Origin of the sequence: Saccharopolyspora soli, assembly GCF_022678645.1 — a bacterium.
Taxonomy (GTDB): domain Bacteria; phylum Actinomycetota; class Actinomycetes; order Mycobacteriales; family Pseudonocardiaceae; genus Saccharopolyspora; species Saccharopolyspora soli.
Window position 1 is genome coordinate 38,646 of the sequence record NZ_JALBWV010000009.1, and the last position, 23,358, is coordinate 62,003.

The window sequence follows — 23,358 nt, forward strand, 5'->3', positions numbered from 1 at the left end:
GATGATTGTGCTGGCGGAACAGGACTGGCGGACGCGACAGGCGGCCCACCGGGCGCGGGTTTCACGCTGGACGCAGCCGCATAGACAACGTCAGCACCAACACCGCAAGCACCCGGTGCTGGACTTCCTCTGGACCTACTACTCCTTCCGTCCCGCTCGGCTGGAACGCTGGCAGCCGGGCATCGGCGTGGCATTGGCGGGCGGGCAGGAGTTCCGGCACCGGCGCGGATTCGTCGACACACCGGACGGCGTCGCGCTCGACCCGGCCGCGCTGACCGAGAAACGCCGCAGCAGCACCGAATTCGTGCTTGGCCTGCTCACCGCCACGGCGTCCCGCAAGGCCAGGCTGGGCTGCTTCGGGCTGCACGAATGGGCGATGCTCTACCGCACCCGGCCGACGGACGTCCGGCACACCGGCTGGCCGCTGCGGCTCGGGCACGCGGGCACCGACGAGGTCGTCGAGTCGCTGCCGATCAGCTGCACGCACTACGACGCGTTCCGGTTCTTCACCCCGCAAGCCCGTCCGCTCAACGCTGTGCAACCCGAACGCGCCGACCAGGTGCGGCTGGAACAGCCCGGCTGCCTGCACGCGGGCATGGACGTGTTCAAGTGGGCCTACAAATTGGATCCGTTCGTACCCGCTGAACTGGTCGCCGACTGCTTCGAGCTGGCGGTGCGGATCCGCGAGCTCGACATGCGCGCCAGCCCCTACGACCTGCGCGACCTGGGTTACGAGCCGGTTGCGATCGAAACCCCGGAAGGTCGAGCGGAGTACGTCCGCCAACAGCGCGACTTCGCCGCCGAAGCAGGTGTGCTGCGGCAACGCCTGATCGACACCTGCCGCGAAATCCTCGCCTGGGCGCGCCAACCGGTGTGATCGAGGCCGCGAGTGGTTACCGGGCTTGGGGTTTGGTAGCGGCTTCCGCGTCTTCTCGGGGCAGCTTCCGCAGGTATCGCAGTGGCGAGCGGAACACGACGAGCCAACTCGCCGCGAGGGTGGCCGCTGAAATCAGCAGCACCGCGTGGAGGCTCGCGAGTTCGCCGAGCACCCCGGCCAGCACGGATGCGACGGCGACGGCGCCGGTCAACAGGAATCGGAACGTCGCGTTCATCCGGCCCATGAGGTGGTCGGGCGTGACCGACTGCCGCAGGCTCACCGCGAGCACGTTGCCGATGCCGAACTTGATGGTGATCGACAACCATGCCGCCGCCGCCAACCACAACCAGGAACCGCCACCGAGCAACGGCACGAAACATCCCGCGCAACCGGCTGCGGCCCCAGTCATCCAGAGCACGCGGCCGTGGCCGAACCGCTCGCCGAGTGCGCGCGCACCGGTCGCGCCGACCAGCGAACCGCAACCGCCGATGGCCAGGAACAGGCCCAGGACCCACTCGCTGAGCCGGAGTTCGCGAATGAAGACCAGCGGGAGCACCGTGAGGGTCAGCGTCGTCGCGAAGTTCGTCAGCGCACCGTCGAGCGCCAGTGGGCGCAGCAGCTGATTTCCGAGCACGTGGCGCAGTCCTTCGCGGACATCCATCCACACCCGCGACGATCGCCGCGTCGCGGTCGGCGGCACTGCGCGGATCCGCCCGAGAAGGATCGCCGAGCACGCGTAGCTGATCGCGTCGACCGCGATCGTGATCGGCGCGGTGAGCACGGACACCAGCAATCCGCCGATACTTCGGCCCACGATCTGGTTGACCCCGCGCATCCCCGTCAGGCGTGCATTGGCGCGCACCAGCTGCGCTCGGCCGACGACCACTGGCAGCAAGCTCTGCGCGGCTACCTCGGAGAACACAGTTGCTATTCCGCCTAACAGCGCGACCACGTACAACTGCGGCATCGTCAGCGCGCCCAGCAGCCAGGCGATGGGGATCGAACCGAACAAGACGGCGCGGACCAAGTCCGCGATGATCATCACCGCACGGCGGGGCAGCCGGTCCACCCAAGCACCGACCGGCAGCCCGACCACCAGGAAGGCGACCGCGCTGAGCGCGCCGATCGCACCGACCTGCGCCGGGCCCGCGTGTAGCACCAGGACAGCGGTCAGCGGCAGCGCGATGAAGGTGACTTGGGTGCCGAGATCGCTTCCGCCGACCGCGGCGAACAGCAGCCGGAACTCCCTCGGCAGCCCGGCAGAATCGGTGGTCGCGGTGATTTGGTCGTGGATCACCCGCCTACCGTTGTTCCCGCCCAGCCCGGTGACCAGGAATTTAGACTGGGCCGAATCCACCGGAGGCGTGCGTCCGGGGCGAAGGGAGACATCGGGTGCTCAAGATGACGATGTCCGCCAGTGATCTGGCCCGCATCCGTTTCGCGTTCTCGCCGTTGTGGGAAGTAGCGGCCAGCGTGCGCGTCCTGAAAGAGCCCGCGCGGCACCCGTTGCACCAGTCGTGGCTGGCTGAGGTCGGTCCGCGGTTGCAGCGCGGCACTGCCGACTTCTCACTGCTGTTCGACCTGGTGCCGACCCCGACCAAGTACCTGCCCGGTTTCCTCGCCCCGACGCCGTCCACGCAGCGGCCGACGTTGGCCGCGGAACTCGAGGACCTCCGGGCGGTGCCGTCGGATTCGGTCCGGGCGATGATCGAGGACGCCGGTCGGCCCGCATCCGGCCCGGTTCGCCGGTTGCACGCCGACCCGGACCGGGAACTGCACCGGCTGGCCCAGGCGATCGAGAGCTACTGGCAGCTGGCCATCGAGCCCTGGTGGCCGTCGATGCTCGACCTGCTGGAGCAGGACGCCCGGCACCGCGGCGCGCTGCTGGTCGAGGGTGGCACCGACCGACTGCTCAACGGGCTCAGTCCGAAGGTCCGGTGGCGCGACGACGGCCTGCGGGTGGCGCACCGTTACTTGTCCGGAACCCGCGCACTCGACGGTCGCGGTCTCGTGCTGGTGCCGTCGACCTTCGTCTGGCCCACGGTCTTCTCCAAGTTGGAGCCGCTGTGGCCCGCAGCGCTGCGTTGCCCGTCGCGCGGCGTCGCCGCCCTGTGGGCACCCGAGCAGCGCACCGTCCCCGATGCGCTGGCGGCGGTCATCGGGAAGTCCAGGGCCCTGCTGCTGACCGAGTTGCCCTCGCCCAGGTCGACCACGGAGCTGTCCCGCCGGACCCGAATGTCCGCCGGGAACGCTTCGCAACACCTGATCGCCCTCCGCGAGGCCGGACTCGTCTCAGTTCGCAGGGAAGGGCGTTACGTGCTCTACAGCCGAACCGCGCTGGCCGAGGCGTTGCTCGCCAGTGCGACTGATCACCGCTGGTAGGTGTTCGGTTCCGCGTGCTCGTCGACTTCCGCTGTCTTGGGCTGGGCGCGGCGGGCCAGCAGGACGAACACCACGACCGCGGCGAGCGACAGGGTTCCCATCACCGCACCCATCGGCAGCGCGGTGTCCGGGCCCGCCGCGCCGACCAGCGGCGCGGCCAGGCCGCCAGTCAGGAACTGCAGGACGCCCAGCAGCGCCGAGGCGCTTCCGGCTGTCTCCGGGAGCCCGGACAACGCCAAGGCGGTGGCGTTCGGGAACACCATGCCGACGCTCGATGCCACCAGGAACAGCGCGGGCAGCAGGCCCACCAAGCCGACTCCGGTCACCGCGGCGACGGCCACCGCGACGCCGCCCACCGCGTTGATGCCGAGTCCGACGGGCAGCAGCCGACGCGGGTCGAAGCGGGCGACCAGCCGACCGTTGAGCTGCCCGACGAGAACGATGCCCAGCGAGTTCACCCCGAACACCACGCTGAACAGCTGCGGCGACATGCCGTAGACGTTCTGCAGCACGAACGACGAACCGGCGATGTAGGCGAACATCGAGGCGAACGCCAACGCCGCCGACAGCGAGAACCCGAGGAACGCCCGATCGCTTAGCAGACCGCCGAAGGTCCGCAGCGTGTTGCCGAGGCTGCCGGGCCGCCGCGACTCACGCGGCAGCGTTTCCCGCACACCGAACGCCGCCGTCACCAGCAACACCACACCGATCGCCCCGAGCACCGCGAACACCCCGCGCCACGAAGTCACCCGGAGCATCTGCCCGCCGACCAGCGGGGCGAGGATCGGCGCCAGCCCGTTGACCAGCATGAGCAGTGAGAAGAACTTGGCCAAGGCGATGCCCGAGTACAGGTCGCGCACCACGGCACGGGCGATGACGATGCCAGCCGCCCCGCCTAAGCCCTGCACCAACCGCAACCCCACCAACGCGTACGCCGACGGAGCGAGCGCGCACAGCAGCGACCCGACGGTGAACACGACCAGGCCGACCAGCAGCGGCCGACGCCGCCCGAAGGTGTCCGACAGCGGCCCGGCGACCAGTTGGCCGAGCGCGAGCCCGATCGTGCAGGCCGTCAGCGACAGCTGGACCTGCGACGGCCCGGTCCGCAACTCCGCCGCGATCGTCGGGAACGCGGGCAAGTACATGTCGATCGACAGCGGCCCGAACGCGGACAGCGAACCGAGGATCAGCACGTACTTCGCCCTGCGCGATTGGTCCGCCATCGCCCACCCCTGACTTGTCCGAGACCGGTTGGCACCGTAACTCCACGACCGCGCCAGGTCCCGCGCAAGCGGCCGATGACCTCGCGCGATCAAGGAATCCGGAAGCCGTAAGGGAGTTCGAGCCGGTGCGCGGCCAGCAGTTCGCTGTCGGCGAGGATTTCGGCGGTTGGGCCGTCGGCGACCACCGCGCCGTTGTCGATCAGCACGCTGCGCGGGCACAGCTGCAACGCGTACGGCAGGTCGTGGGTGACCATCAGCATGGTGCCGCCCCAGGCCAACAACACCTCGGCCAGTTCTCTGCGGGCCACCGGTTCGAGGTTCGACGACGGCTCGTCGAGCACCAGGAGCTCCGGCTGGCAGGCCAGCACCGTGGCCAGCGCAATGCGCTTGCGCTGGCCACCGGAGAGGTGCAGCGGCGAACGGTGCGCGTGCTCGGCCATGCCGACCGCGTCGAGCGCCGACTGGACCCGTTCTTCCAACTCAGCCCCGCGCACGCCGAAATTCGCCGGGCCGAACGCGACGTCCTCCCGCACCGTCGGCATGAACAGCTGGTCGTCCGGGTCCTGGAACACCAGCCCGACGCGGCGGCGGATTTCCTTCAGAGTCCGCGAATCCACCGGCAGCCCGCCGATCTCGATGCGCCCCGAGCTGGCCCGCAGCACGCCGTTGAGGTGCAGCGTCATGGTGGTCTTGCCCGCACCGTTCGGGCCGAGCACGGCAACGCGTTCCCCGCGCTCGACGCGCAGATCCACCCCTTGCAGCGCGCGGTGACCGTCCGGGTAGTGGAAGGCCAGCCCGGACACCGCCAATGCCGGGACGGACTCCGGCAGGGCGGTGCGCTCGGGCAGCGATTCGCTCAGGCGATCCACAGTGCGGCTCCCAGGACGACAGCGGCGAGCGCCGGTGGCAGCATGCCCAGCCACCACACCGCCGACGATGTTCGGCGCGACTCCCCGAGCTCGGGCATCGCACCGCTCCAGCCCCGCGACACCATCGCCAGGTGCACCCGCTCGCCTCGCTCATAGGAGCGGATGAACAGACTCCCGACCCCGCGTGCCGTCGCACCGATCTGCCACAGGAACCGCGGATCGTGACCGCGGCAGATGCGTGCGACCCGCATCCGCTTCGCCTCGGCCACGATCACCTCGGCGTAGCGCAGCATCAGCGTGATGATCGTGATCAACAGCCGAGGGGTGCGCAGGCGTTGCAGGCCGACCACGATCTCCCGAGGTGCGGTCGTGGCCGCCAGCAGCAGCGACGCGGCCAAGCCCAGGGTGCCCTTGACGAGGATGTTCCAGCCCGCCAGCAGCCCCTCGGTGGACAACGCGAATCCGGCCACCTCGGTGGTCGCGCCGCCTGCGGTGAACGGCAGCACCAGGGCCAACACCACGAACGGCACCTCGATGAGCAGGCGGCTGGCCAGCCAGCGGGGCGGGATCCGGGCTGCCAGCGCGAGGCCGAGCAGCAGCACGGCATATCCACCGAACGCCCAGAAGACCTCGCGCGGCGTCGCCACCACGCACAGCACCACCAGGAAGGCTGCCACGATCTTGACCTCGGGCGGCAGGCGGTGCAGGGACGAATCGCCGGGCAGGTGCAACGCGCTGGCGTGACCTGCGCCCACGACTAGTTACCCCCAGTTCGGCGGCGCAATCCCCAGAACAGGCCACCGGCCGCCGCGAGGGTGACCACGGCGCCGATCACCCCAGCGACCCCGGTCCAGCGGTCGTCCCCGCCGATGGCGTAATCGGCCAGCGGGCCGCTGGAGAAGGCGTGGTCCGTGGCGTGCTGCGCGATGCAACGGCCGTCCAACCGCTCGCCCTGCTGGGTCTCGACCACGGTGCAGCCACGCTGGGTGACCGCGTCCAGACCGTCCGGATCGGAGTCCGCGAAGTAGGCCACCCCACCCGCGATGGCCAGGATGACAAAGCCGAACACCAACAGGAAACGCCAACGTGGCGTAGTCATCGCGCGGTCTCCTCAATCGTCGACGCGCTCCGTTTACCGGTGCGCAGCAGGTGGATCAGATCCGGCCGGGCGGCGGCGACCGCACCCACCGTCGCGGCCGTGATCACGCCCTCGCCCAGGCCGATCAGGCAGTGCACCCCGACCACCGCGAACGCGGCGGTCCCGGTCCCGTAACCGGCGGCGCCGCCGAGGGCGTATTCGAGGACGAACCCGCCGGAGGCGGCAACGGTGTTCACCCAGGCCGCGACGAATGCCGTCACCACCAGCGCGCCCCTGCTGCGCAGCGCGAACCGCCGCAGCCCGAGCGCGACGAGATATCCGACGGCCGTGCCGATCAGCGCCATGTTGGTGATGTTCGCGCCGAGCATGGTCAACCCGCCGTCGGCGAACAGCAGCGCCTGCACCACCAGCACGATCGCCACGCACAGCGCGCCCACCCACGGCCCGGCCAGGATCGCCGCCAGGGCACCGCCGAGCAGGTGCCCGCTGACGCCGGGCAGCACCGGAAAGTTGATCATCTGCGCGGCGAAGACGAACGCGGCGACCAGACCGGCCATCGGCGCGGTGCGGTCGTCGAGGTCCGCCCGCGCCCGAGTCAGCGCGACCGACAGCCCGGCGACGGCCACGACGGCGAACAGCACTGCGGTCGGCGCATTGAGCAGTCCATCGCTCATGTGCATGGCGAGCGTGGTAGTCGGCACGACGCGTTCCCTCCTGCCCGGGACAGCTGCGCATCGAGGGTAATTGCCGATCTGGCGTTATCACCAGTAGCTGGCAAGAGATCTTGATCGCAATTTCGGCCGAAAAAACCGTCGACCCGGGCAAAACACCCGGGCCGACGGTCGAGTCGTCGAGTCAGTCGCGGACGGCGAGGGCCAGCTCCCCGTTCGCATCCCGCTCGGCGTCCAGCACCTTGTCGCCGAGCAATGTCGCTACTTGCGATTCGAGGAACACTCGAACCCCGGATTCCTCGATCACCTCATCGCCGTCCTGGGGCTGGTCGGCGATCGACGCCTGCAGACCTTCTCCGGCTGGCGCGATGCGCAGGCCGGAACCTTCTGGAGAGTCGCCGCCGACGAGGACGAGCTTGATGACCTCGGCGGCGCTCTCGCTGATGGTGAGCATGGTGCTCCACTCCTCTCGGAGCCGTCAGATGAAGGGGCCACCGTGTCATCCGGGTCGCCGGGTCCGCAAACCGAACCCGGCTCGGCGTGTCGCACCCACCCCAGCGGCCGCAGTGCCCCCGGCCGCCACGGCAACCGGGAGCACTGCGGGGTTGATCAGCCTTGGTAGGCGGTCAGCGGCGGGCAGGAGCAGACGAGGTTGCGGTCGCCGCGGGCGCCGTCGATGCGACGAACCGGCGGCCACACCTTCACCACATCGGTGCCCAGCGGGTAGGCCGCCTCCTCGCGCGAGTAGGCGTGGTCCCAGTCCTTGGCCAGGCAGGCCGCCGTGTGCGGCGCACCCACCAGCGGGTTGTCGTCGGCGGGCCACTGCCCGGCGACGACCTTGTCGATCTCCGCCCGAATGGCGATCATCGCCTCGCAGAAGCGGTCCAGCTCCGCCAGGTTCTCGCTCTCCGTCGGCTCGACCATCAGGGTGCCAGCCACCGGGAACGACATCGTCGGCGCGTGGATGCCGTAGTCGGCCAGCCGCTTGGCGACGTCGTCGGCGGTGATGCCGCTGGACTTGCTGATCGGCCGCAGGTCGAGGATGCACTCGTGCGCCACGAAACCGCCCTTGCCGGTGTAGAGCACCGGGAAGTAGCTGCCCAGGCGGCGGGCCACGTAGTTGGCGGCGGCCACCGCGGTCAGAGTCGCGCGGCGCAGGCCGTCGGCACCCATCATCCGCACGTAGGCCCACGAGATCGGCAGGATCGAGGCACTGCCCCACGGTGCCGCGCTGATCGGACCCACCCCGGTCGTCGGACCGGCCGCGGGCTGCATCGGGTGGTTCGGCAGGAACGGCGCCAGGTGCTCGCGCACCCCGATCGGGCCGACACCGGGACCACCGCCACCGTGCGGGATGCAGAACGTCTTGTGCAGGTTCAGGTGCGAGACGTCAGCACCGAACTTGCCCATCCGGGCCAGGCCGATCAGCGCGTTGAGGTTCGCGCCGTCGACGTAGACCTGACCACCGGCGTCGTGCACCAACCCGCACACGTCCCGCACGGTGTCCTCGTAGACGCCGTGCGTCGACGGGTAGGTGATCATGATCGCGGCGAGGTCGGCGGCGTGCTCGGTGACCAGTTCGCGCAGGTGGGCCATCTCGATGTTGCCGTCGTCGTCGCAGCGCACCACGACCACCCGCATCCCGGCCATCACCGCGCTGGCGGCGTTGGTGCCGTGCGCGCTGGCCGGGATCAGGCAAACGTCCCGATCGGCGGCACCCCGGCTGTGGTGGTAGGCGCGGATCGCCAGCAGACCGGCGAACTCGCCCTGGCTACCGGCGTTGGGCTGCAGGCTCACCGCGTCGTAACCGGTGATCTCGGCCAGCCAGTCCTCCAGGTCCTGGACGATCGACAGCAGCCCCGCGGCGTCCTGGGCGGGTGCGAACGGGTGCAGCGAACCGAATTCCGGCCAGGTGATCGGTTCCATCTCGGCTGTCGCGTTGAGCTTCATGGTGCACGAACCCAGCGGGATCATGCTGCGGTCCAACGCGATGTCCTTGTCGGACAGCTGCCGCAGGTAGCGCAGCAGCGCGGTCTCGGAGCGGTGGGTGTGGAACACCGGGTGGGTCAGGAACTCCGAGGTGCGCTCCAACGCCGTCGGCAGCGCGTCCGGGGTCTCGGTGTCCAGTTCGTCGACGTGCACACCGGTGATGCGGAACGCCTGCCACACCGCCGCCAGGTGGGCCCGCGTGGTGGTCTCGTCGCAGGAGATGCCGACGTGGTCGGCGTCCACCCGACGGAGGTTGATGCCGCCCTGGCGGGCCGCCGCGACGATCTCGTCCGCCCTGCCCGGCACCTTCGCGACGATCGTGTCGAAGAATTCCCGGTGCAGCACCTCGATCCCGCTGCGGCGCAGTTGCTCGGCGAGCACGGCCGCCATCCGGTGCGCCCGGGTCGCGATCGAACGCAGTCCGGCCGGGCCGTGGTACACGGCGTACATCGACGCCACGACTGCCAGCAACACCTGCGCGGTGCAGATGTTGCTGGTGGCCTTCTCGCGCCGGATGTGCTGTTCGCGGGTTTGCAACGCCAGCCGGTACGCCTGGTTGCCGTCGGCGTCGACGCTCACCCCGACCAGCCGACCGGGCAGCTGCCGCTCAAGGCCCTTGGCCACGGCCATGAATCCGGCGTGCGGACCGCCGAAACCCATCGGCACCCCGAAGCGCTGGGTGTTGCCGACCACCACGTCCGCGCCGATCTCGCCGGGCGAGCGCAACAGCGTCAACGCCAGCAGATCGGCCGCGACGACGACCTTCGCGCCGCGCCGGTGCACCTCGGCGATGATCTCCTCGTGGTCGCGCACGGCACCGGAGGCACCCGGATAGGCCAGCAGCGCGCCGAAGAATTCGCCCTCCGGCAAGGCCCGCGCACCCGCGGACAGGTCCGCCACGACGAGCTCGATGTCCAGCGGCTGCGCGCGGGTCTGGAGCACCGCGATGGTCTGCGGCAGCGTGTCGGCGTCCACCACGAACCGCGGCGACTTCGCCCGGCCCGCGCGGCGCACCAGCGTCATGCCCTCGGCCGCCGCGGTGGCCTCGTCGAGCATCGAGGCGTTGGCCACCGGCACCCCGGCCAGGTCGGCGACCATGGTCTGGAAGTTCAGCAGCGCTTCGAGCCGACCCTGCGAGATCTCCGGCTGGTACGGGGTGTACGCGGTGTACCAGGCGGGGCTTTCCAGCACGTTGCGCAGGATCACCGGCGGGGTGATCGTGGCGTAGTAGCCCAGCCCGATCATCTCGGTGTGCGGGTGGCAGCGGCGCGCCAGCTCGCGCAGCTCCGCCAGCGCCGCCGACTCGGTGGCCGGTTCGGGCAGCGCCAGGCTCAGATCACCCTCCCGGATCGTCTCCGGTACGGCGCCCAGCCCCAGCTCTTCCAGCGAACCGACCCCGATCACGTCGAGCATGTGCGCCAACTCGGCGGGCATCGGCCCGACGTGCCGGTCGGCGAACGGCGTACCGTGCTCCAGCGCGGCCAGTGGAATGCGGTCGTGGGTCACGTCGGTCATCGCCAAAACCTCAATCGTCGCGGCGGGCAAAGGGTGGCAGCGCAGCCGGAACTGCCCTGCTCTCCCCCTCTGTCACTGTCCGCGCAGCGAACGCCTGAGAGCTTCACCCGGAACACCGGGCTTGCACCGTCGGCGGGCTGCACCACGGCTGTGGTGCAGCCTCTTTCCAGAGGCATCTCGCCCGTGCGGTCCAGGTGGCCTGAGAGGTTGTCGGGGAGAGTTGCTCCTTCGGCGCCAGCCACGACCGAAGCCGGACCGGACTCTCCCGCACGGGGTCGGCGATGTGCCGCAGCCTACCGGATCAGGCGGCCGCTGCGGACTGCCGATGTCGCCAGCCGCACAACGGCTGGCCGGGGCTCACCCGGTTTCGGCCTGCCGATCGCGCCGCCGCCGGGACAACTCGTCGTCCACCGGCGCCGCGAGCTCGCCACCGTCGGCCCGCTCTGCCGGGAACTCGTGGATCGTGCCGCTGATCTCGCGCATCGCGCCGCTGACGGCGATGCCGAACACCCCCTGGCCACCCTGCAACAGGTCGACCACCTCCTCGGCAGAGGTGCACTCGTAGACCGTCGTCCCGTCGCTGAACAGCGTCAGCCGGGCCAGGTCCTGCACGCCCCGGTTGCGCAGGTGCTCCACCGCGACCCGGATGTTGTGCAGCGACACCCCGGTGTCCAGCAGCCGCTTGACCACCTTGAGCACCAGGATGTCCTTGAACGAGTACAACCGCTGCGAACCGGAACCGGCCGCGCCGCGGATGGACGGGCCGACCAGCTTGGTGCGCGCCCAGTAGTCCAACTGGCGGTAGGTGATACCGGCGATCTGGCAAGCAGCGGGGCCCCGGTAGCCGACCAGCTCGTCCGGCAGCGAGGCGTCGGGGAACAGTTCGCCCTGCTCCGCAGCATCTCGGTTGGGCGCTTCCTCGACCACGCCTGCCTCCCCTCGTCCGGCACGAAGCCGACGACGACGATCACCAGCGCCCGAATCATCCCGATCCAGGGCCGCGAACACCGCCCACCGACCGAACGCGTCGGCCGAATCACCGGCTGAATCACACCGGGGCAATTCGCGTATCTCGACGGTATGCCTGCCCCGCGGGGAGGTCAACGCGACGCGCCCGGACGACCCGGCCCCTGCCCGCGGTGCGCGGGCAGGGGCCGGGATGCTCTCGTCGGGCCGATCGGCGGGTCAGGTGTCCGCGCCGCGGAAGTCCTCCGGCGACACCGAGTCCAGGAACTCGCGGAACTTCTCGACCTCGTCCTCCTGCTCGTCCGGGATGATCAGCCCCGCTTCGTCCAGCACCGATTCGTCGGCGTGGATCGGCACCCCGATGCGCAGCGCCAGCGCCACCGAGTCGCTCGGCCGTGCCGAAACCCGCACGTCCCCGTCGAACACCAGCTCGGCGAAGAAGGTGCCGTCCTGCAGGTCGGTGATCCGCACCTGTTCCAGGTCGCGCCCGAGGGCGCCGATGACGTCCTTGAGCAGGTCGTGGGTAAGTGGTCTTTGCGGCCGCACACCTTGCTGCTCAAGTGCGATGGCCGTCGCCTCGACCGAGCCGATCCAGATCGGCAGGTAACGCTCGCCGTGCGCCTCGCGCAACAACAGGATCGGCTGGTTTGCTGGTAGTTCCACTCGCACGCCGACGACGCGCATCTCGCTGCTCATCGTCACATCGCCTCCTCCAGCGCGCCGAAGCGTGACATCCCCGTCGAGGATCGCGCACCGACGCCTCCGACGCTACCCGCGATACGGCGGACACGCCCATCCCTTTGGCGGTCTGGTCGACCACCGCTCTCACGGCCTTTCCTGCCGGTGCATCTGGCCCGAACCGCTGGCTGAGCTCTTCATCGAGCATTACCCAGCACGATACACCGCCCACCTGCCCGCCGGACCGGGGCAAAAAGCCGCATTGCCGTAGAAACCGGTTGCGACGCCGGGAAATTCCCCGCACGAGGACATCTCGTCCTGGGCCGCGCAGTGCCATGACGCGCCAGCGGGGCGACACCGCTTCGGCGTCGCCCCGCTGGCGGGTCGCAAAGTCGAAATGCCGGGGCCGTCAGCGGCCGCCCTGTCCCCCGTCGATCGGGCCGGTCAGGAACACCAGCCGGAACTTCCCGATCTGCACCTCGTCACCGTTGGCCAGCACCGAGGTGTCCACCGGTTCCCGGTTCACGTAGGTACCGTTGAGGCTTCCGACGTCGACGACCACGAAATCGTTGCCCTCGCGTCGGAACTCGGCGTGCCGACGGGAAACCGTGACGTCGTCGAGGAAGATGTCGCTGTCCGGATGACGTCCGGCGCTGGTGGTCTCCCGGTCCAGCAGGAATCGCGAACCCGCGTTCGGGCCACGCTTGACCACCAGCAGGGCGGACCCGGCTGGCAGCGCATCGACCCCGGAGGTGGGGGCAGGCTCCGGGGGCGCACTCTCGGTGCTTTCCGGCTCCGAGAGGAAGGGCCTGAAGACCGAGGTGGTCTCCGGTGACTGCTCCGGCGGGACCTCGCCGAAGCCGCTGTTTTGGCTCACCTGAGCTCTCCTCTACGCGGATAGATCGTGCCAAGTATGTGCCCAACGTACCGTGCTGCGACAGGCACGGGGCGCGCGACTCCCGACATCTTCTCCGCTGCCCCCGACGGCTTGACGATCATGCCTGGTCGATCAGCTTCTGGTAGCCCGCGGCGTCGAGCAGCCCGGCCAACTGGGCCGGGTCGGCGAGCTTGAGCTCGACCATCCAGCCGTCGCCCAGCGGCGCCGAATTGACCAGCTCCGGCTGATCCGCCAACTGCTCGTTGCGGGCCAGCACCTCACCGGTGACCGGTGCGTAGATGTCCGAGACGCTCTTGGTCGACTCCACCTCGCCCAGCGCGTCGCCCGCGGCGACCTGCTGGCCGACTTCGGGGAGCTGCACGAACACCACGTCGCCCAGCTGCTGCTGGGCGTAGTCGGTGATCCCGATGCGCACCGTGTCCTGCGCGGTGCGCAGAACCCACTCGTGCTCTTCGGTGTACTTGATCTCATCCGGGGCCGTCACGTGGTCCCGCCTTCCTGCTCCGCTGGTGCTGTGGATCACCGGCCGCGATGGTTCGCGTGATCGGTCCGGCGAGCGTATTTGCCGTGCTGGCCGGGCCGCAAGGCGACCCCCGGAGGTGGCCTAGATCGATTTTGACCGGGCCCGGCGCACCGCCGCGACGACCTGCCCGAGGTAGAGGATGCCCGCCCACAGGTACAGCGCACCGCCCCAGCAGGTGAACGCGTAGGCGATCGGGCGCGCGATGTCGGACAGCGGGAAGTCCTCCTGCACCAGCAACAACAGCGGGAACGCGTACATCAGGCAGAAGGTCGCGGCCTTGCCCAGGTAGTGCACGTCGGGCGGTTCGTAGCCGTGCCAGCGCAGCACGGGCAGGCACAGGGTCAGCACCACGTCGCGGATCACCAGTGCGGCGGCGACCCACCAGGGCACCACGTCGCGCAGCACGAAGGCGACCAGCGTGGCGACGATGTAGAGGCGGTCGGCGGCGGGGTCGAGCAGTTCGCCGATGCGGCTGTACTGGTTGAGCCAGCGGGCGAGTTTGCCGTCGAGCCAGTCGGTGATGCCGCTGAACACGAGGACCAGCAGGGCGAGCAGGTCCGCCTGCGGGCCGAGCAGCAGCCAGAGGAACACCGGCACCCCGGCCAACCGGATCACGCTGAGCAGGTTCGGCAGTGTCCACCATGGATCGGCCCACACCCCGGCGGCGGCCTCCCGGATCCGGGCCAGGCCGGGATCGGGAGCCGAGTCCGGTGGTTCGGGGCGCTGCGCGGGGTCCTCGCCCGCGGGGCCGGGATTCACTTCGCGGTCCCCGCTCGTGGTGTCGTCCGTGGTGCGCTCAGCGTCCTGCACCACGAGCCTCCCCTGAATGGTTGTGCGTGCTTACCCCGCTTCGGGCGCACACCCGGTGCATCCCTACTGGATCAGGGTCTCACATTCCTCGCACAACACACCTGGCGGCTGGGCTCCCGCGGAGTCGGTCGATCGGGCCGGTTGCGGGTGGGTGGGAGCCGTGCCGCCACGAACCGCGGGCTAGGCCCGCGTGCGGCTCCAGCCGCGGCGGCGGAGGTCCGCGTCGGTGAGGAACCGGGCCCGGCCGCGATCGTCCACACCCGCCCAACGAGCCCCCGCGGAGCCTTCGAGCACGTACGAATGGCCACCGCTCCACACCACGCTGCACGGCGCGGTGGGCAGTTCGGCGGTCGTCCGGGTTCCGCTGGGATCGACCTCTTCGGCGGAAACCTGGGCGGCGGATGCCCTGGGCGGCAGGGCCGGTTCCGTGCTCATCGTTCGTAGCACCTCCGTTTTCGTTGTCGGCGCAATGCGTCCTGGTGTTAGCCCGATACTCGACTCCGGGCTTGATTGTCTGCGGTCGAGCACGCTCTGTCGCGCTGACTTCGCCCCGCAGCGCCAAACGGACACGTTGCGTCGCCGAACTGCGAGCGGGTATCGGTCCGGCGCCCAGCGCCGCCGAAGATCAACTACCGTTCGTCCGATCATCGGTGTTTCCGGTGTGACAAACGTGTTTCGCGCGCCGTCAGTGGCGATCTTGGCGTCGGCGGGGGTTGTGCGGTAGGACACCAGACGACATCGGCGCGCGCGAGAGGGATGTGGTCATGGGTGCCTATGCCGAGGCATACCGGCGGAGTTTGGCCGACCCGGAGGGTTTCTGGCTCGACGCGGCGGCGGCGATCGAATGGGAGCAGGCGCCGTCGCGGGCCCTGGACGACACCGCGGATCCATTCTTCCGGTGGTTCCCCGACGGAGTGCTCAACACCTGTTTCAACGCGCTGGACCGGCATGTTCTGGACGGTCGCGGCGAGCAGCCCGCGCTGATCTGGGACTCGGCGATGACCGGCGCCGTGCTGCGCTGGACCTACCGGGAGCTGTTGGACCGGGTCTCGCTGTTCGCCGGGGCGTTGCGGGCCCAGGGCGCCGGGCCGGGCGATCGCGTGGTGATCTACCTCCCGATGATCCCCGAGGCGGTCGTGGCGATGCTGGCCTGCGCGCGCATCGGAGCGGTGCACTCGGTGGTCTTCGGCGGCTTCGCGCCGAAGGAGCTGGCGGCGCGCATCGACGACGCCCGGCCGTCGTTGATCGTCGCGGCGTCGTGCGGCCTGGAGCCGAACCGGATCGTCGAGTACAAGCCGATCGTCGACGAGGCGCTGCGGCTGGCCGAACACCAGCCGCGGCGGGTGATCGTGTTCCAGCGCGAGCAGGCCCGCGCCGAGCTCGGACCGCGCGATGTGGACTGGAACGACGCGCTGGCGCAGGCCGAACCGGCCGACTGCGTGCCGGTCGCGGCCACCGATCCGCTGTACGTGCTCTACACCTCGGGCACCACCGGGCGCCCGAAGGGCGTGGTGCGCGACAACGGCGGACACGCGGTCGCGCTGCGCTGGTCGATGGCCAACATCTACGACATCGGACCGGGGGACGTCTTCTGGACCGCCTCCGACGTGGGTTGGGTCGTCGGCCACTCCTACATCGTCTACGCACCGCTGCTGACCGGTGCGACCACTGTGGTCTACGAGGGCAAGCCGGTCGGCACCCCGGATGCGGGCGCGTTCTGGCGGGTCATCGCCGATCACCGCGTCAAGGCGCTGTTCACCGCGCCGACCGCGTTCCGCGCGATCAAGCGGATGGACCCGGACGCCGAACTGCTGGCTGCCTACGACACCACGAGCCTGCGGACCCTGTTCCTGGCCGGTGAACGGCTGGACCCGGAGACCTACCACTGGGCGTCGCGGCAGCTGGGCGTCCCGGTGATCGACCACTGGTGGCAGACCGAGACCGGCTGGCCGATCTGCTCGAACCTGCGCGGGCTGGAGCCGATGCCGGTCAAGGCCGGGTCGCCGACCGTGCCGGTGCCCGGCTACCACGTCGTGGCGCTGGACCAGGCCGGACAACCGCTGCCGCCGGAGACCGATGGCGCGCTCTGCCTCAAGCTCCCGCTGCCGCCGGGCACCCTGCCGACGCTGTGGGGCGACGACGAGCGGTTCCGCGAGTCGTACCTGTCGCGCTACCCCGGCTACTACCTCACCGGCGACAACGGCTACGTCGACGCCGACGGGTACGTGTTCGTGATGGGTCGCACCGACGACGTGATCAACGTCGCCGGACACCGGTTGTCGACCGGGTCGATGGAGGCGGTGCTGGCCGCGCATCCGGCGGTCGCGGAGTGCGCCGTGATCGGCGTGCACGACTCGTTGAAGGGCCAGGTGCCGCGCGGGTTCGTGGTGCTGAAGTCCGGTGTGGACATCACCGAGGAGGCGTTGCGGGACGAACTGGTCGCGGCGGTGCGCGAGCAGATCGGACCGGTGGCGGCCTTCCGGGAGGTCGCGGTGGTCGACGGGCTGCCCAAGACCCGTTCGGGCAAGATCCTGCGCAAGTCGATGCGCGAGATCGCCGACACCGGGGACACCAAGGTGCCCTCGACCATCGAGGATCCAGCGGTGCTGGAGCGGCTCCGCCCGGCGTTGCGGGGCAAGTGAGCCGTCAGCCGCGCTGCCGGTCGGGGCCGTGCTGACCCGGTCGCGGTGCGGCCGAGCGGCCGTTGGACGTGCCCGATACATCCAGTTGGAGGCTTCCCGCACTGGGTTTGGTCTATACCTTTAGGGGCACCGTTGCCCGATCATGGAGCGAGACACATGACCCCAAGACCGCCCCGATCGACGGTGCGCAATGCCGCGCTGGCCGTCGTGGCCGGTGCCCTGCTCACCGCCGGGATCGTGGTTCCCGCCGGTGGCGCACCAGCCGTGGAGAACTCCGCAATGGACAACATCATCCCCGCCCCCGAATCGGTGCAGCCGGACCCGGCGACCACCTTCGAACTGACCCAGCAGACCTCGATCCAGGCCACCGGCGAGGCCGCCGAGGTCGGCGAGTACCTGGCCGGGATCCTGCGCCCGTCCACCGGTTACCCGGTGCCGGTCAACCGCGGCGCGCTGGGCACCGGCGACATCGCACTAGCACTCGATGGCGCCCCCGACCTCGGCCCCGCCGGGTACCGGCTGCAGGTGGCCGACGACAACGTCAGCGTGCACGCGACCAGCACCGAGGGGCTGTTCAACGGCGTGCAGACGCTTCGCCAGCTGCTGCCCGCGGCGATCGAGAGCCCGACCGCGCAGCCCGGCCCCTGGACCATGCCCGGCGGTTCGATCGTCGACAAGCCGCGGTTCGAGCACCGCGCCGCGATGCTCGACGTGGCGCGGCACTTCTTCGACGTGGCACAGGTCAAGAGCTACATCGACCAGATCGCCCGCTACAAGATCAACCGCCTGCACCTGCACCTGTCCGATGACCAGGGCTGGCGGATCCAGATCAACAGCTGGCCGCGGCTGGCCGAGTACGGCGGCAGCACCGAGGTCGGTGGCGGTCCGGGCGGCTACTACACGCAGCAGGACTACACCGACATCGTCAACTACGCCGCGTCCCGACACATCGTGATCGTGCCGGAGATCGACATGCCCGGACACACCAACGCGGCGCTGGCGTCCTACGCGGAGCTCAACTGCGACGGCGTCGCGCCGCCGCTGTACACCGGCATCGACGTCGGGTTCAGCTCGTTGTGCGTGGACAAGGACATCACCTACCGGTTCGTCGAGGACGTCATCCGCGAACTCGCGGCGCTGACCCCCGGCCCGTACCTGCACATCGGTGGCGACGAGGCGCATTCGACGCCCGAGGAGGACTACAAGAAGTTCATCGCGCAGGTGCTGCCGCTGGTCAGCAAGTACGGCAAGACCGTGGTCGGCTGGCACGAGTACGGCAAAGCACAGCCGCAGGGCGACGCGGTGGTGCAGTTCTGGGGCACCACGAACGCCGACCCGCTGCTCACCGACGCGGTCGCCCGCGGCAACAAGATCCTGGCCTCCCCGGCGAACAAGTCCTATTTGGACATGAAGTACAACGAGAGCACCCCGCTGGGCCTGCAGTGGGCCGGGTTCATCGAGGTCGCCGACGCCTACGGCTGGGATCCGGGCAGCTACCTGCAGGGCGTGCCGGAGGAATCGGTGCTCGGCGTGGAAGCCCCGCTGTGGTCGGAAACCCTGGAGAACTCCGAACACATCGAGTTCATGGCCTTCCCCCGGCTACCGGCCATCGCCGAACTCGGCTGGTCGCCGAAGGGTGCCCAGAACTGGGAATCCTTCCGCCAACGCCTGGCCACTCACGGTCCCCGCCTGACGGCCTCCGGCATCGACTTCTACGCATCCACCCAAATCCCCTGGGCGAAGTGAGTTGTTGAACGGGTGAAGGGCACCTTTCACCGACATACTCCGGTCAAAGGTGCCCTTCACTCATCACTCCGCCGTGGTGGCGCGCGACTTCAGACGGCCTGGTCCAGGCCCATCGCGGACAGCGCGGTGCGGAACTTCGCGGAGGTCTCGGCCAATTCGTCGGCCGGATCCGAGCCCGCGACGATGCCCGCGCCCGCGTACAACCGCAGCACGTCGGCCTCGATGTCGGCACACCGGATCGCGACCACCCATTCGCCGTCACCGGCGGCGTCGCACCAGCCCACCATGCCCGCGTAGTAGCCGCGCTCGAACGGCTCGGTCTCGGCGATGACCTCGCGGGCCCGCTGCGGCGGAGTGCCGCACACCGCCGGGGTGGGGTGCAGCGCGTCGGCCAATTCCAACGAAGAGGTCGCCGGCTCGCGGAGCGCACCGGTGATCTCGGTGGCCAGGTGCCACATGGCGGCGGTGCTGACCACCGTCGGCCCGAACACGTCCAGGTTGCGGCAGAACGGACGCAGTGCCTGCACCACCGCGTCGACGACGGCGGCGTGCTCGCGATGATCCTTGTCCGAAGTGGACAGTTCGGTGGCGAGGCGCTGGTCTTCGACCGGGTCCGCGCTGCGCGGCCGGGAACCGGCCATCGGGTTGGACCGAACCCGCGGGCCGTGCCGCGACACCAGCAGTTCCGGGCTGGCTCCGAGGAAGGTGCGCCGCAGCGGCGGTTGCGGGCCGAAGCTGTCGCGGGTGCCGTCTTCGCCGCGTTGCGGCAGATCCACCGCGAAGGTGCAGCTGGCCGGGTCGGCCAGCGCGAGGTTGCACAGCACGTCGCGGACGTCGATCGGTGCTGCGGTGGTCAACTCCAGCGAGCGCGCTAGGACCACCTTGCTCAGCTCGCCATCGGTCACCCGCCGCAGCACCCGACTCACGCTGCGCTCGTACTCGGCGGGCGCGGGCACCGGGCGGACGTGACAGTCGCGGGTCGCACGGCGCGGCGCCTGCGGCACCACGACGTTCAACGGCGTCGCCCGCACCACTTCCTCGGGCAGCACCAAATGCGCGGGCAGGCTCTCACCGAAGGGCACGGCGCCCACGACCAGCGGATTGCGTCGACCGAATTCCGTTGCGCTGGCGAGGAAATCCGCCACCCGTCGGGGCAGTTCCTCGCGGGCGCACTGCACCTTCGGGACGGTCGCGGCCACCCCGCGGGCCAGCAGCACACCGTTCGGCGCGGAGAAGAGGAACGACGACCCCACCTCGTAGGCAGCCAGCAACCGGGTCGCCGCATCGTCGGCGACGACGCCGATGCTGTCGATTTCGCTGTCGATGGTGGTCATGGCAACCTTTCCAGGTTCGCGGCGGGTCGGGCGCGCAACGTGCATCGCATCCTTCTGCCAACCCAGGCAAGCCTAACCTTTGTCGGGTGAGTCGAGTCTAGAACACGGACGCGTTCGGATCGCCCCTCGAACGGGGTGGCATCGATCACCGCACCGCAGGACTAGCGTGCGATGCCTTGGACGAAGCCGAGGTCGACCAGGTCTTGGGGGCGCAGTCGCAGGAGCCCGGCGAGTTCCGGCACCTCCGCCGGGGCGCGCTTGAGGATCGCGGCGCTGGATTCTGGTGCTATCACGGCGAAATACGCATCCGAGGTGATCCAGGTCCGCTCCGGGGCGGCCAGCGCCAGCGCACCGCCCGAGCCGCCCTCGCCGATGACCAGGGTGGTGATCGGCACCCGCGCGTCGGCGACCGCGGTGAACGACTCCGCGATGGCCGGTCCGATGCCGCCGCGCTCGGCCGCCGCGTCGTTGGCCGCGCCCGGTGTGTCCACCAGGGTCAGCACCGGGATGCCGAGTTGGTCGGCGAGCCGGATCAGCCGGGCGGCGGTGCGGAATCCGGCCGGGGTGTTCGCCGTTCCGGTCTGGGCGGCGAAGGCGATGGTGCGTCCGCGGTGATCACCGATTCCGCAGATCATCCCGGCGTCCCGGCCACCCGCGCGGTCGCCGCTGATCTCGAACCGGTTGGTGAAGTAGGCGTCCAGGTAGGCCCGCGCCCGCGGGCGGTCCGCCGCGCGGGCCCGCTGCACCGCGTGCCACCCGGTAGCGGGCAGATCACCGCTGGTTAGCGCGGCCGGGACCGGGGCGGGCTCCGGCGGCCGGACGAGCCGTTGCGGATGCAGCAGCGCCACCAGATCCGCGAGCACATCTGGCAGTTCGGCGTCGTCGACGATCCGGTCCACCTGACCGTCGGCGAGTTTGCCCTCGGCGGTGAACGCCTCGCCGGTGTCGATCGGGCGGCGCACCCGGCTGCCGCCGAAGGCGACGGCCGCGCCGGGCGCTGCCAGCACCACGTCGGCCGCCGCCGCCAGCGCCGCCCACATGCCACCGGTGGTCGGATCGCGCAGCACCGTGACGTGCGGGATCCGGGCCTGGCGGGTCAACAGCGCGGCGCGTGAGATCTCCTGCAGTTGACGCAGGGCGCAGATGCCCTCCTGCATCCGGCTGCCGCCGGAGGCCACCAGCGAGATCACCGGTAGCCGCTGTTGCCTGGCCTGTTCGAAGGCGGCCACCACGCGCGCTCCGGCCGCGGTACCGATCGAGCCACCGAGGAAGCCGAATTCGAACGCGATGAACACCGCCTGCCGCGAGCCGACCCAGCCCCGCCCGCAGAGCACGGATTCCGCCGCGCCGGTCCGGGCGGTGACGCGGGCACGCTGGTCGTCGTAACCGGGCCAGCCCAACGGACCGTCCGGGACCGACCGGTCAGCCGGGGGCTCGAACTCCTCGAACCCCTGGCTGACCGACTCGACCAGCACGCGAGCCGCGGTGTGCTCAGCCATGCCCCAGCGCCTTCTTCTGCACCTTGCCCATCTCGTTGCGCGGCAAGGCATCCAGGTACCGCACCACTCGCGGCCGCTTGTGCGGGGTGAGCAGCCGGGCCACGTGGTCGATCAGTTCCTGCTCGGCGACCTGCTGGCCGGGCGCGCGCACGATCCAGGCGACGATGCGTTCCCCCAGGTCGGCGTCTGGTTCGCCGGTGACCGCGACCTCGGCGACCGCCGGGTGCTCCAGCAGGCAGTTCTCGATCTCGCCCGCGCCGATCTTGTATCCGCCGCTCTTGATGATGTCGGTGGCCTTGCGGCCGACGATCCGGATGTAGGCGTCCGGCGAGCGCGTCGCCATGTCTCCGGTGCGGAACCAGCCGTCCACGAACGCCGCCGAGGTGGCGTCCGGCCGGTTGAGGTAGCCGCTGAACAGGTTCGAGCCGCGCACCAGGATCTCGCCGACGGTTTCGTCGTCGCTGGCGGTGATCTCGCCGCCCTGCTCGTCGACCAGCTTGAGCTCCACCCCGGCGAACGGGCGTCCCACGTAGCCGGGGCGGCGGTCGCCGTCGGCGCGCACCCCGGTGTTCATGATCGTCTCGCTCATGCCGTAGCGCTCGACGACCCGCTGGCCGGTCAGCCGCTCGATCCGCTCGTGCTCCACCGCGGGCAGCGCCGCCGAACCGGAAACCAGCAGCCGCGCCTTGCCGACCGCCCGCCCGATCTGCGGATCGCGCTCGGCGTCCTCGGCCAGCCGGTGGTACATGGTCGGCACGCCGAACATCATCGTCGCGGGCCCGGCGAGCTCCTCGGCCACCGCCGCGGAGGAGAACTTGCCCAGGTGGTGCACCGTGCCGCCCAGCCTTACCGGACCGAGCGTGCCGAGGATCAGGCCGTGCACGTGGAACAGCGGCAGGGCGTGCACCAGGACGTCGCGTTCGGTCCACTCCCACGCCTCGGCCAGCGCGTCGAGGTTGGCGCGGACCGCGCGGCGCGGCAGCACCACGCCCTTCGGCGGCCCGGTGGTGCCCGAGGTGTAGACGATCAGCGCCGGGTCCTCCTCGGCGGCCTCCGGCGGCAGTTCGCCGCCCCGGACGCTCAGATCCACCTCCTCCACCGGCACGTCGCCGAGCCCTTCCGGCGGCTGGAAACCGGGCGGCGCCAGCAGGAGCTCGGGCGCGCTGTCGCTGAGGATGTGCGCCAGTTCCCGCTCCCCCACCTTCGGATTGATCGGGACCACCGCGATGCCCGCGCTCAGCCCGCCGATGACGGCCGCGCAGGTTTCCGGCGTCGCGGTCGCCCACACCGCGATCCGCTTCGCCATGGCGACGCGCTCGGCGATCCCGGCGGCCACCGCCGCGAGCTCCCGGTAGTCCAGCGTGCGCGCACCGAAGCGCAGCGCCTCCTTGTCGTCGGGCTTCCGCAATTTGGGGAACAGCACCTGCGCCGCGCTGGCCATGACCACCTCCACGCTCTGCAATGTCACGCCCGCGGACCTCCGGTGCCCGGCGAGGCCCGAGTCCGGCAGTGGTCCACTGGCTCGACCACTTTTGCTCCGGCATCGTGGCCACGTCAAGGGAATGTGCCGGAATTGGCTCATCCACTCAGCCATCGGGCCGGTGTTAGCCTGGCCACCACGCGATTTCCGGTCTGGA

At 70.1% G+C, this 23,358-nt stretch carries 21 protein-coding genes and 1 riboswitch; of the genes, 4 read left to right on the forward strand and 17 right to left on the reverse strand.

Annotation, left to right across the window (positions count from 1 at the left end):
- Window position 1 precedes the first annotated feature (1 nt).
- Window positions 2-877, forward strand: coding sequence for a 3-methyladenine DNA glycosylase (locus MOQ72_RS08855; protein WP_242181828.1), 876 nt, complete (start codon window positions 2-4; stop codon window positions 875-877).
- A 16-nt stretch (window positions 878-893) separates the two neighbouring features.
- On the opposite strand, the gene MOQ72_RS08860 is transcribed toward MOQ72_RS08855, so the two are convergent.
- The gene (locus MOQ72_RS08860; RefSeq protein ID WP_242181830.1) at window positions 894-2,174 is read right to left on the reverse strand and encodes an MFS transporter; all 1,281 of its coding nucleotides are present in this window, start codon (window positions 2,172-2,174) and stop codon (window positions 894-896) included.
- 104 nt (window positions 2,175-2,278) lie between these two features.
- Here MOQ72_RS08860 and MOQ72_RS08865 point away from each other — a divergent pair, with 104 nt between their 5' ends.
- Window positions 2,279-3,259, forward strand: coding sequence for an ArsR/SmtB family transcription factor (locus MOQ72_RS08865; protein ID WP_242182073.1), 981 nt, complete (start codon window positions 2,279-2,281; stop codon window positions 3,257-3,259).
- On the opposite strand, the gene MOQ72_RS08870 is transcribed toward MOQ72_RS08865, so the two are convergent.
- The 13 genes from MOQ72_RS08870 to MOQ72_RS08930 all read right to left on the reverse strand — a co-directional run bounded on the left by MOQ72_RS08870 (window position 3,247) and on the right by MOQ72_RS08930 (window position 14,935).
- Window positions 3,247-4,482, reverse strand: coding sequence for a Bcr/CflA family multidrug efflux MFS transporter (locus MOQ72_RS08870; protein WP_242181832.1), 1,236 nt, complete (start codon window positions 4,480-4,482; stop codon window positions 3,247-3,249). The genes MOQ72_RS08865 and MOQ72_RS08870 overlap by 13 nt on opposite strands.
- An 89-nt stretch (window positions 4,483-4,571) precedes the next feature.
- On the reverse strand, window positions 4,572-5,351 hold the full coding sequence (locus tag MOQ72_RS08875; RefSeq protein WP_242181834.1) for an energy-coupling factor ABC transporter ATP-binding protein: 780 nt from the start codon (window positions 5,349-5,351) through the stop codon (window positions 4,572-4,574).
- Window positions 5,339-6,106, reverse strand: a complete 768-nt coding sequence (gene cbiQ, locus MOQ72_RS08880) for a cobalt ECF transporter T component CbiQ (RefSeq protein WP_242181836.1) — start codon at window positions 6,104-6,106, stop codon at window positions 5,339-5,341. Before cbiQ ends, MOQ72_RS08875 begins: the two co-directional genes overlap by 13 nt.
- Before the next feature lie 2 nt (window positions 6,107-6,108).
- A complete protein-coding gene (locus tag MOQ72_RS08885; protein ID WP_242181839.1) occupies window positions 6,109-6,450 on the reverse strand; it encodes a PDGLE domain-containing protein in 342 nt (113 codons plus the stop codon).
- A complete protein-coding gene (locus tag MOQ72_RS08890) occupies window positions 6,447-7,130 on the reverse strand; it encodes an energy-coupling factor ABC transporter permease (protein WP_242182075.1) in 684 nt (227 codons plus the stop codon). Before MOQ72_RS08890 ends, MOQ72_RS08885 begins: the two co-directional genes overlap by 4 nt.
- Before the next feature lie 175 nt (window positions 7,131-7,305).
- Window positions 7,306-7,575, reverse strand: a complete 270-nt coding sequence (locus tag MOQ72_RS08895; protein WP_242181841.1) for a HesB/YadR/YfhF-family protein — start codon at window positions 7,573-7,575, stop codon at window positions 7,306-7,308.
- Between the two features lie 155 nt (window positions 7,576-7,730).
- The gene (gene gcvP / locus MOQ72_RS08900) at window positions 7,731-10,625 is read right to left on the reverse strand and encodes an aminomethyl-transferring glycine dehydrogenase (protein WP_242181843.1); all 2,895 of its coding nucleotides are present in this window, start codon (window positions 10,623-10,625) and stop codon (window positions 7,731-7,733) included.
- Between the two features lie 176 nt (window positions 10,626-10,801).
- A riboswitch (glycine riboswitch) is annotated at window positions 10,802-10,903 on the reverse strand.
- Between the two features lie 79 nt (window positions 10,904-10,982).
- Window positions 10,983-11,552 carry a MerR family transcriptional regulator gene (locus MOQ72_RS08905; RefSeq protein WP_308197859.1) on the reverse strand — a complete coding sequence of 190 codons (570 nt, stop codon included), beginning with the start codon at window positions 11,550-11,552 and terminating at the stop codon, window positions 10,983-10,985.
- A 258-nt stretch (window positions 11,553-11,810) separates the two neighbouring features.
- Window positions 11,811-12,287, reverse strand: coding sequence for a bifunctional nuclease family protein (locus tag MOQ72_RS08910; RefSeq protein WP_029534961.1), 477 nt, complete (start codon window positions 12,285-12,287; stop codon window positions 11,811-11,813).
- 391 nt (window positions 12,288-12,678) lie between these two features.
- Window positions 12,679-13,146: a glycogen accumulation regulator GarA gene (garA, locus tag MOQ72_RS08915; RefSeq protein ID WP_242181845.1), complete on the reverse strand. Its 468-nt coding sequence runs from the start codon at window positions 13,144-13,146 to the stop codon at window positions 12,679-12,681.
- Between the two features lie 118 nt (window positions 13,147-13,264).
- Window positions 13,265-13,651, reverse strand: coding sequence for a glycine cleavage system protein GcvH (gcvH, locus tag MOQ72_RS08920; RefSeq protein WP_242181847.1), 387 nt, complete (start codon window positions 13,649-13,651; stop codon window positions 13,265-13,267).
- A 120-nt stretch (window positions 13,652-13,771) separates the two neighbouring features.
- Window positions 13,772-14,368, reverse strand: a complete 597-nt coding sequence (clsA, locus tag MOQ72_RS08925) for a cardiolipin synthase ClsA (protein WP_372495333.1) — start codon at window positions 14,366-14,368, stop codon at window positions 13,772-13,774.
- 312 nt (window positions 14,369-14,680) lie between these two features.
- Window positions 14,681-14,935 (reverse strand): hypothetical protein, encoded by a 255-nt coding sequence (locus tag MOQ72_RS08930; RefSeq protein ID WP_242181849.1) that lies wholly within the window; start codon window positions 14,933-14,935, stop codon window positions 14,681-14,683.
- A gap of 329 nt (window positions 14,936-15,264) precedes the next feature.
- Between MOQ72_RS08930 and MOQ72_RS08935 the strand changes: the two genes are divergently transcribed.
- Window positions 15,265-17,142, forward strand: coding sequence for a propionyl-CoA synthetase (locus tag MOQ72_RS08935; protein ID WP_242181851.1), 1,878 nt, complete (start codon window positions 15,265-15,267; stop codon window positions 17,140-17,142).
- 156 nt (window positions 17,143-17,298) lie between these two features.
- Window positions 17,299-18,888 carry a beta-N-acetylhexosaminidase gene (locus MOQ72_RS08940; protein WP_242181852.1) on the forward strand — a complete coding sequence of 530 codons (1,590 nt, stop codon included), beginning with the start codon at window positions 17,299-17,301 and terminating at the stop codon, window positions 18,886-18,888.
- A gap of 89 nt (window positions 18,889-18,977) precedes the next feature.
- On the opposite strand, the gene dhbC is transcribed toward MOQ72_RS08940, so the two are convergent.
- From dhbC to MOQ72_RS08955, 3 genes are all read right to left on the reverse strand, one after another.
- Window positions 18,978-20,222: an isochorismate synthase DhbC gene (dhbC, locus tag MOQ72_RS08945; protein ID WP_242181854.1), complete on the reverse strand. Its 1,245-nt coding sequence runs from the start codon at window positions 20,220-20,222 to the stop codon at window positions 18,978-18,980.
- Window positions 20,223-20,383: 161 nt separating this feature from the next.
- On the reverse strand, window positions 20,384-21,721 hold the full coding sequence (locus tag MOQ72_RS08950) for a carboxyl transferase domain-containing protein (RefSeq protein WP_242181856.1): 1,338 nt from the start codon (window positions 21,719-21,721) through the stop codon (window positions 20,384-20,386).
- A complete protein-coding gene (locus MOQ72_RS08955) occupies window positions 21,714-23,162 on the reverse strand; it encodes an acyl-CoA synthetase (RefSeq protein ID WP_242182081.1) in 1,449 nt (482 codons plus the stop codon). The genes MOQ72_RS08950 and MOQ72_RS08955 overlap by 8 nt, the downstream gene beginning before the upstream one ends.
- Window positions 23,163-23,358 lie beyond the last annotated feature (196 nt).

Bases quoted from the DNA above. Each gene is read 5' to 3' on its own strand.
- MOQ72_RS08895 (WP_242181841.1), bottom strand. From the start codon at position 7,575: ATGCTCACCATCAGCGAGAGCGCCGCCGAGGTCATCAAGCTCGTCCTC.
- MOQ72_RS08910 (WP_029534961.1), bottom strand. From the start codon at position 12,287: ATGAGCAGCGAGATGCGCGTCGTCGGCGTGCGAGTGGAACTACCAGCA.
- MOQ72_RS08950 (WP_242181856.1), bottom strand. From the start codon at position 21,721: ATGGCTGAGCACACCGCGGCTCGCGTGCTGGTCGAGTCGGTCAGCCAG.
- MOQ72_RS08885 (WP_242181839.1), bottom strand. From the start codon at position 6,450: ATGACTACGCCACGTTGGCGTTTCCTGTTGGTGTTCGGCTTTGTCATC.
- MOQ72_RS08930 (WP_242181849.1), bottom strand. From the start codon at position 14,935: ATGAGCACGGAACCGGCCCTGCCGCCCAGGGCATCCGCCGCCCAGGTT.
- MOQ72_RS08940 (WP_242181852.1), top strand. From the start codon at position 17,299: ATGACCCCAAGACCGCCCCGATCGACGGTGCGCAATGCCGCGCTGGCC.
- MOQ72_RS08955 (WP_242182081.1), bottom strand. From the start codon at position 23,162: ATGGCCAGCGCGGCGCAGGTGCTGTTCCCCAAATTGCGGAAGCCCGAC.
- MOQ72_RS08935 (WP_242181851.1), top strand. From the start codon at position 15,265: ATGGGTGCCTATGCCGAGGCATACCGGCGGAGTTTGGCCGACCCGGAG.
- gcvP (WP_242181843.1), bottom strand. From the start codon at position 10,625: ATGACCGACGTGACCCACGACCGCATTCCACTGGCCGCGCTGGAGCAC.
- dhbC (WP_242181854.1), bottom strand. From the start codon at position 20,222: ATGACCACCATCGACAGCGAAATCGACAGCATCGGCGTCGTCGCCGAC.
- MOQ72_RS08890 (WP_242182075.1), bottom strand. From the start codon at position 7,130: ATGCACATGAGCGATGGACTGCTCAATGCGCCGACCGCAGTGCTGTTC.
- MOQ72_RS08870 (WP_242181832.1), bottom strand. From the start codon at position 4,482: ATGGCGGACCAATCGCGCAGGGCGAAGTACGTGCTGATCCTCGGTTCG.
- MOQ72_RS08865 (WP_242182073.1), top strand. From the start codon at position 2,279: ATGACGATGTCCGCCAGTGATCTGGCCCGCATCCGTTTCGCGTTCTCG.
- MOQ72_RS08855 (WP_242181828.1), top strand. From the start codon at position 2: ATGATTGTGCTGGCGGAACAGGACTGGCGGACGCGACAGGCGGCCCAC.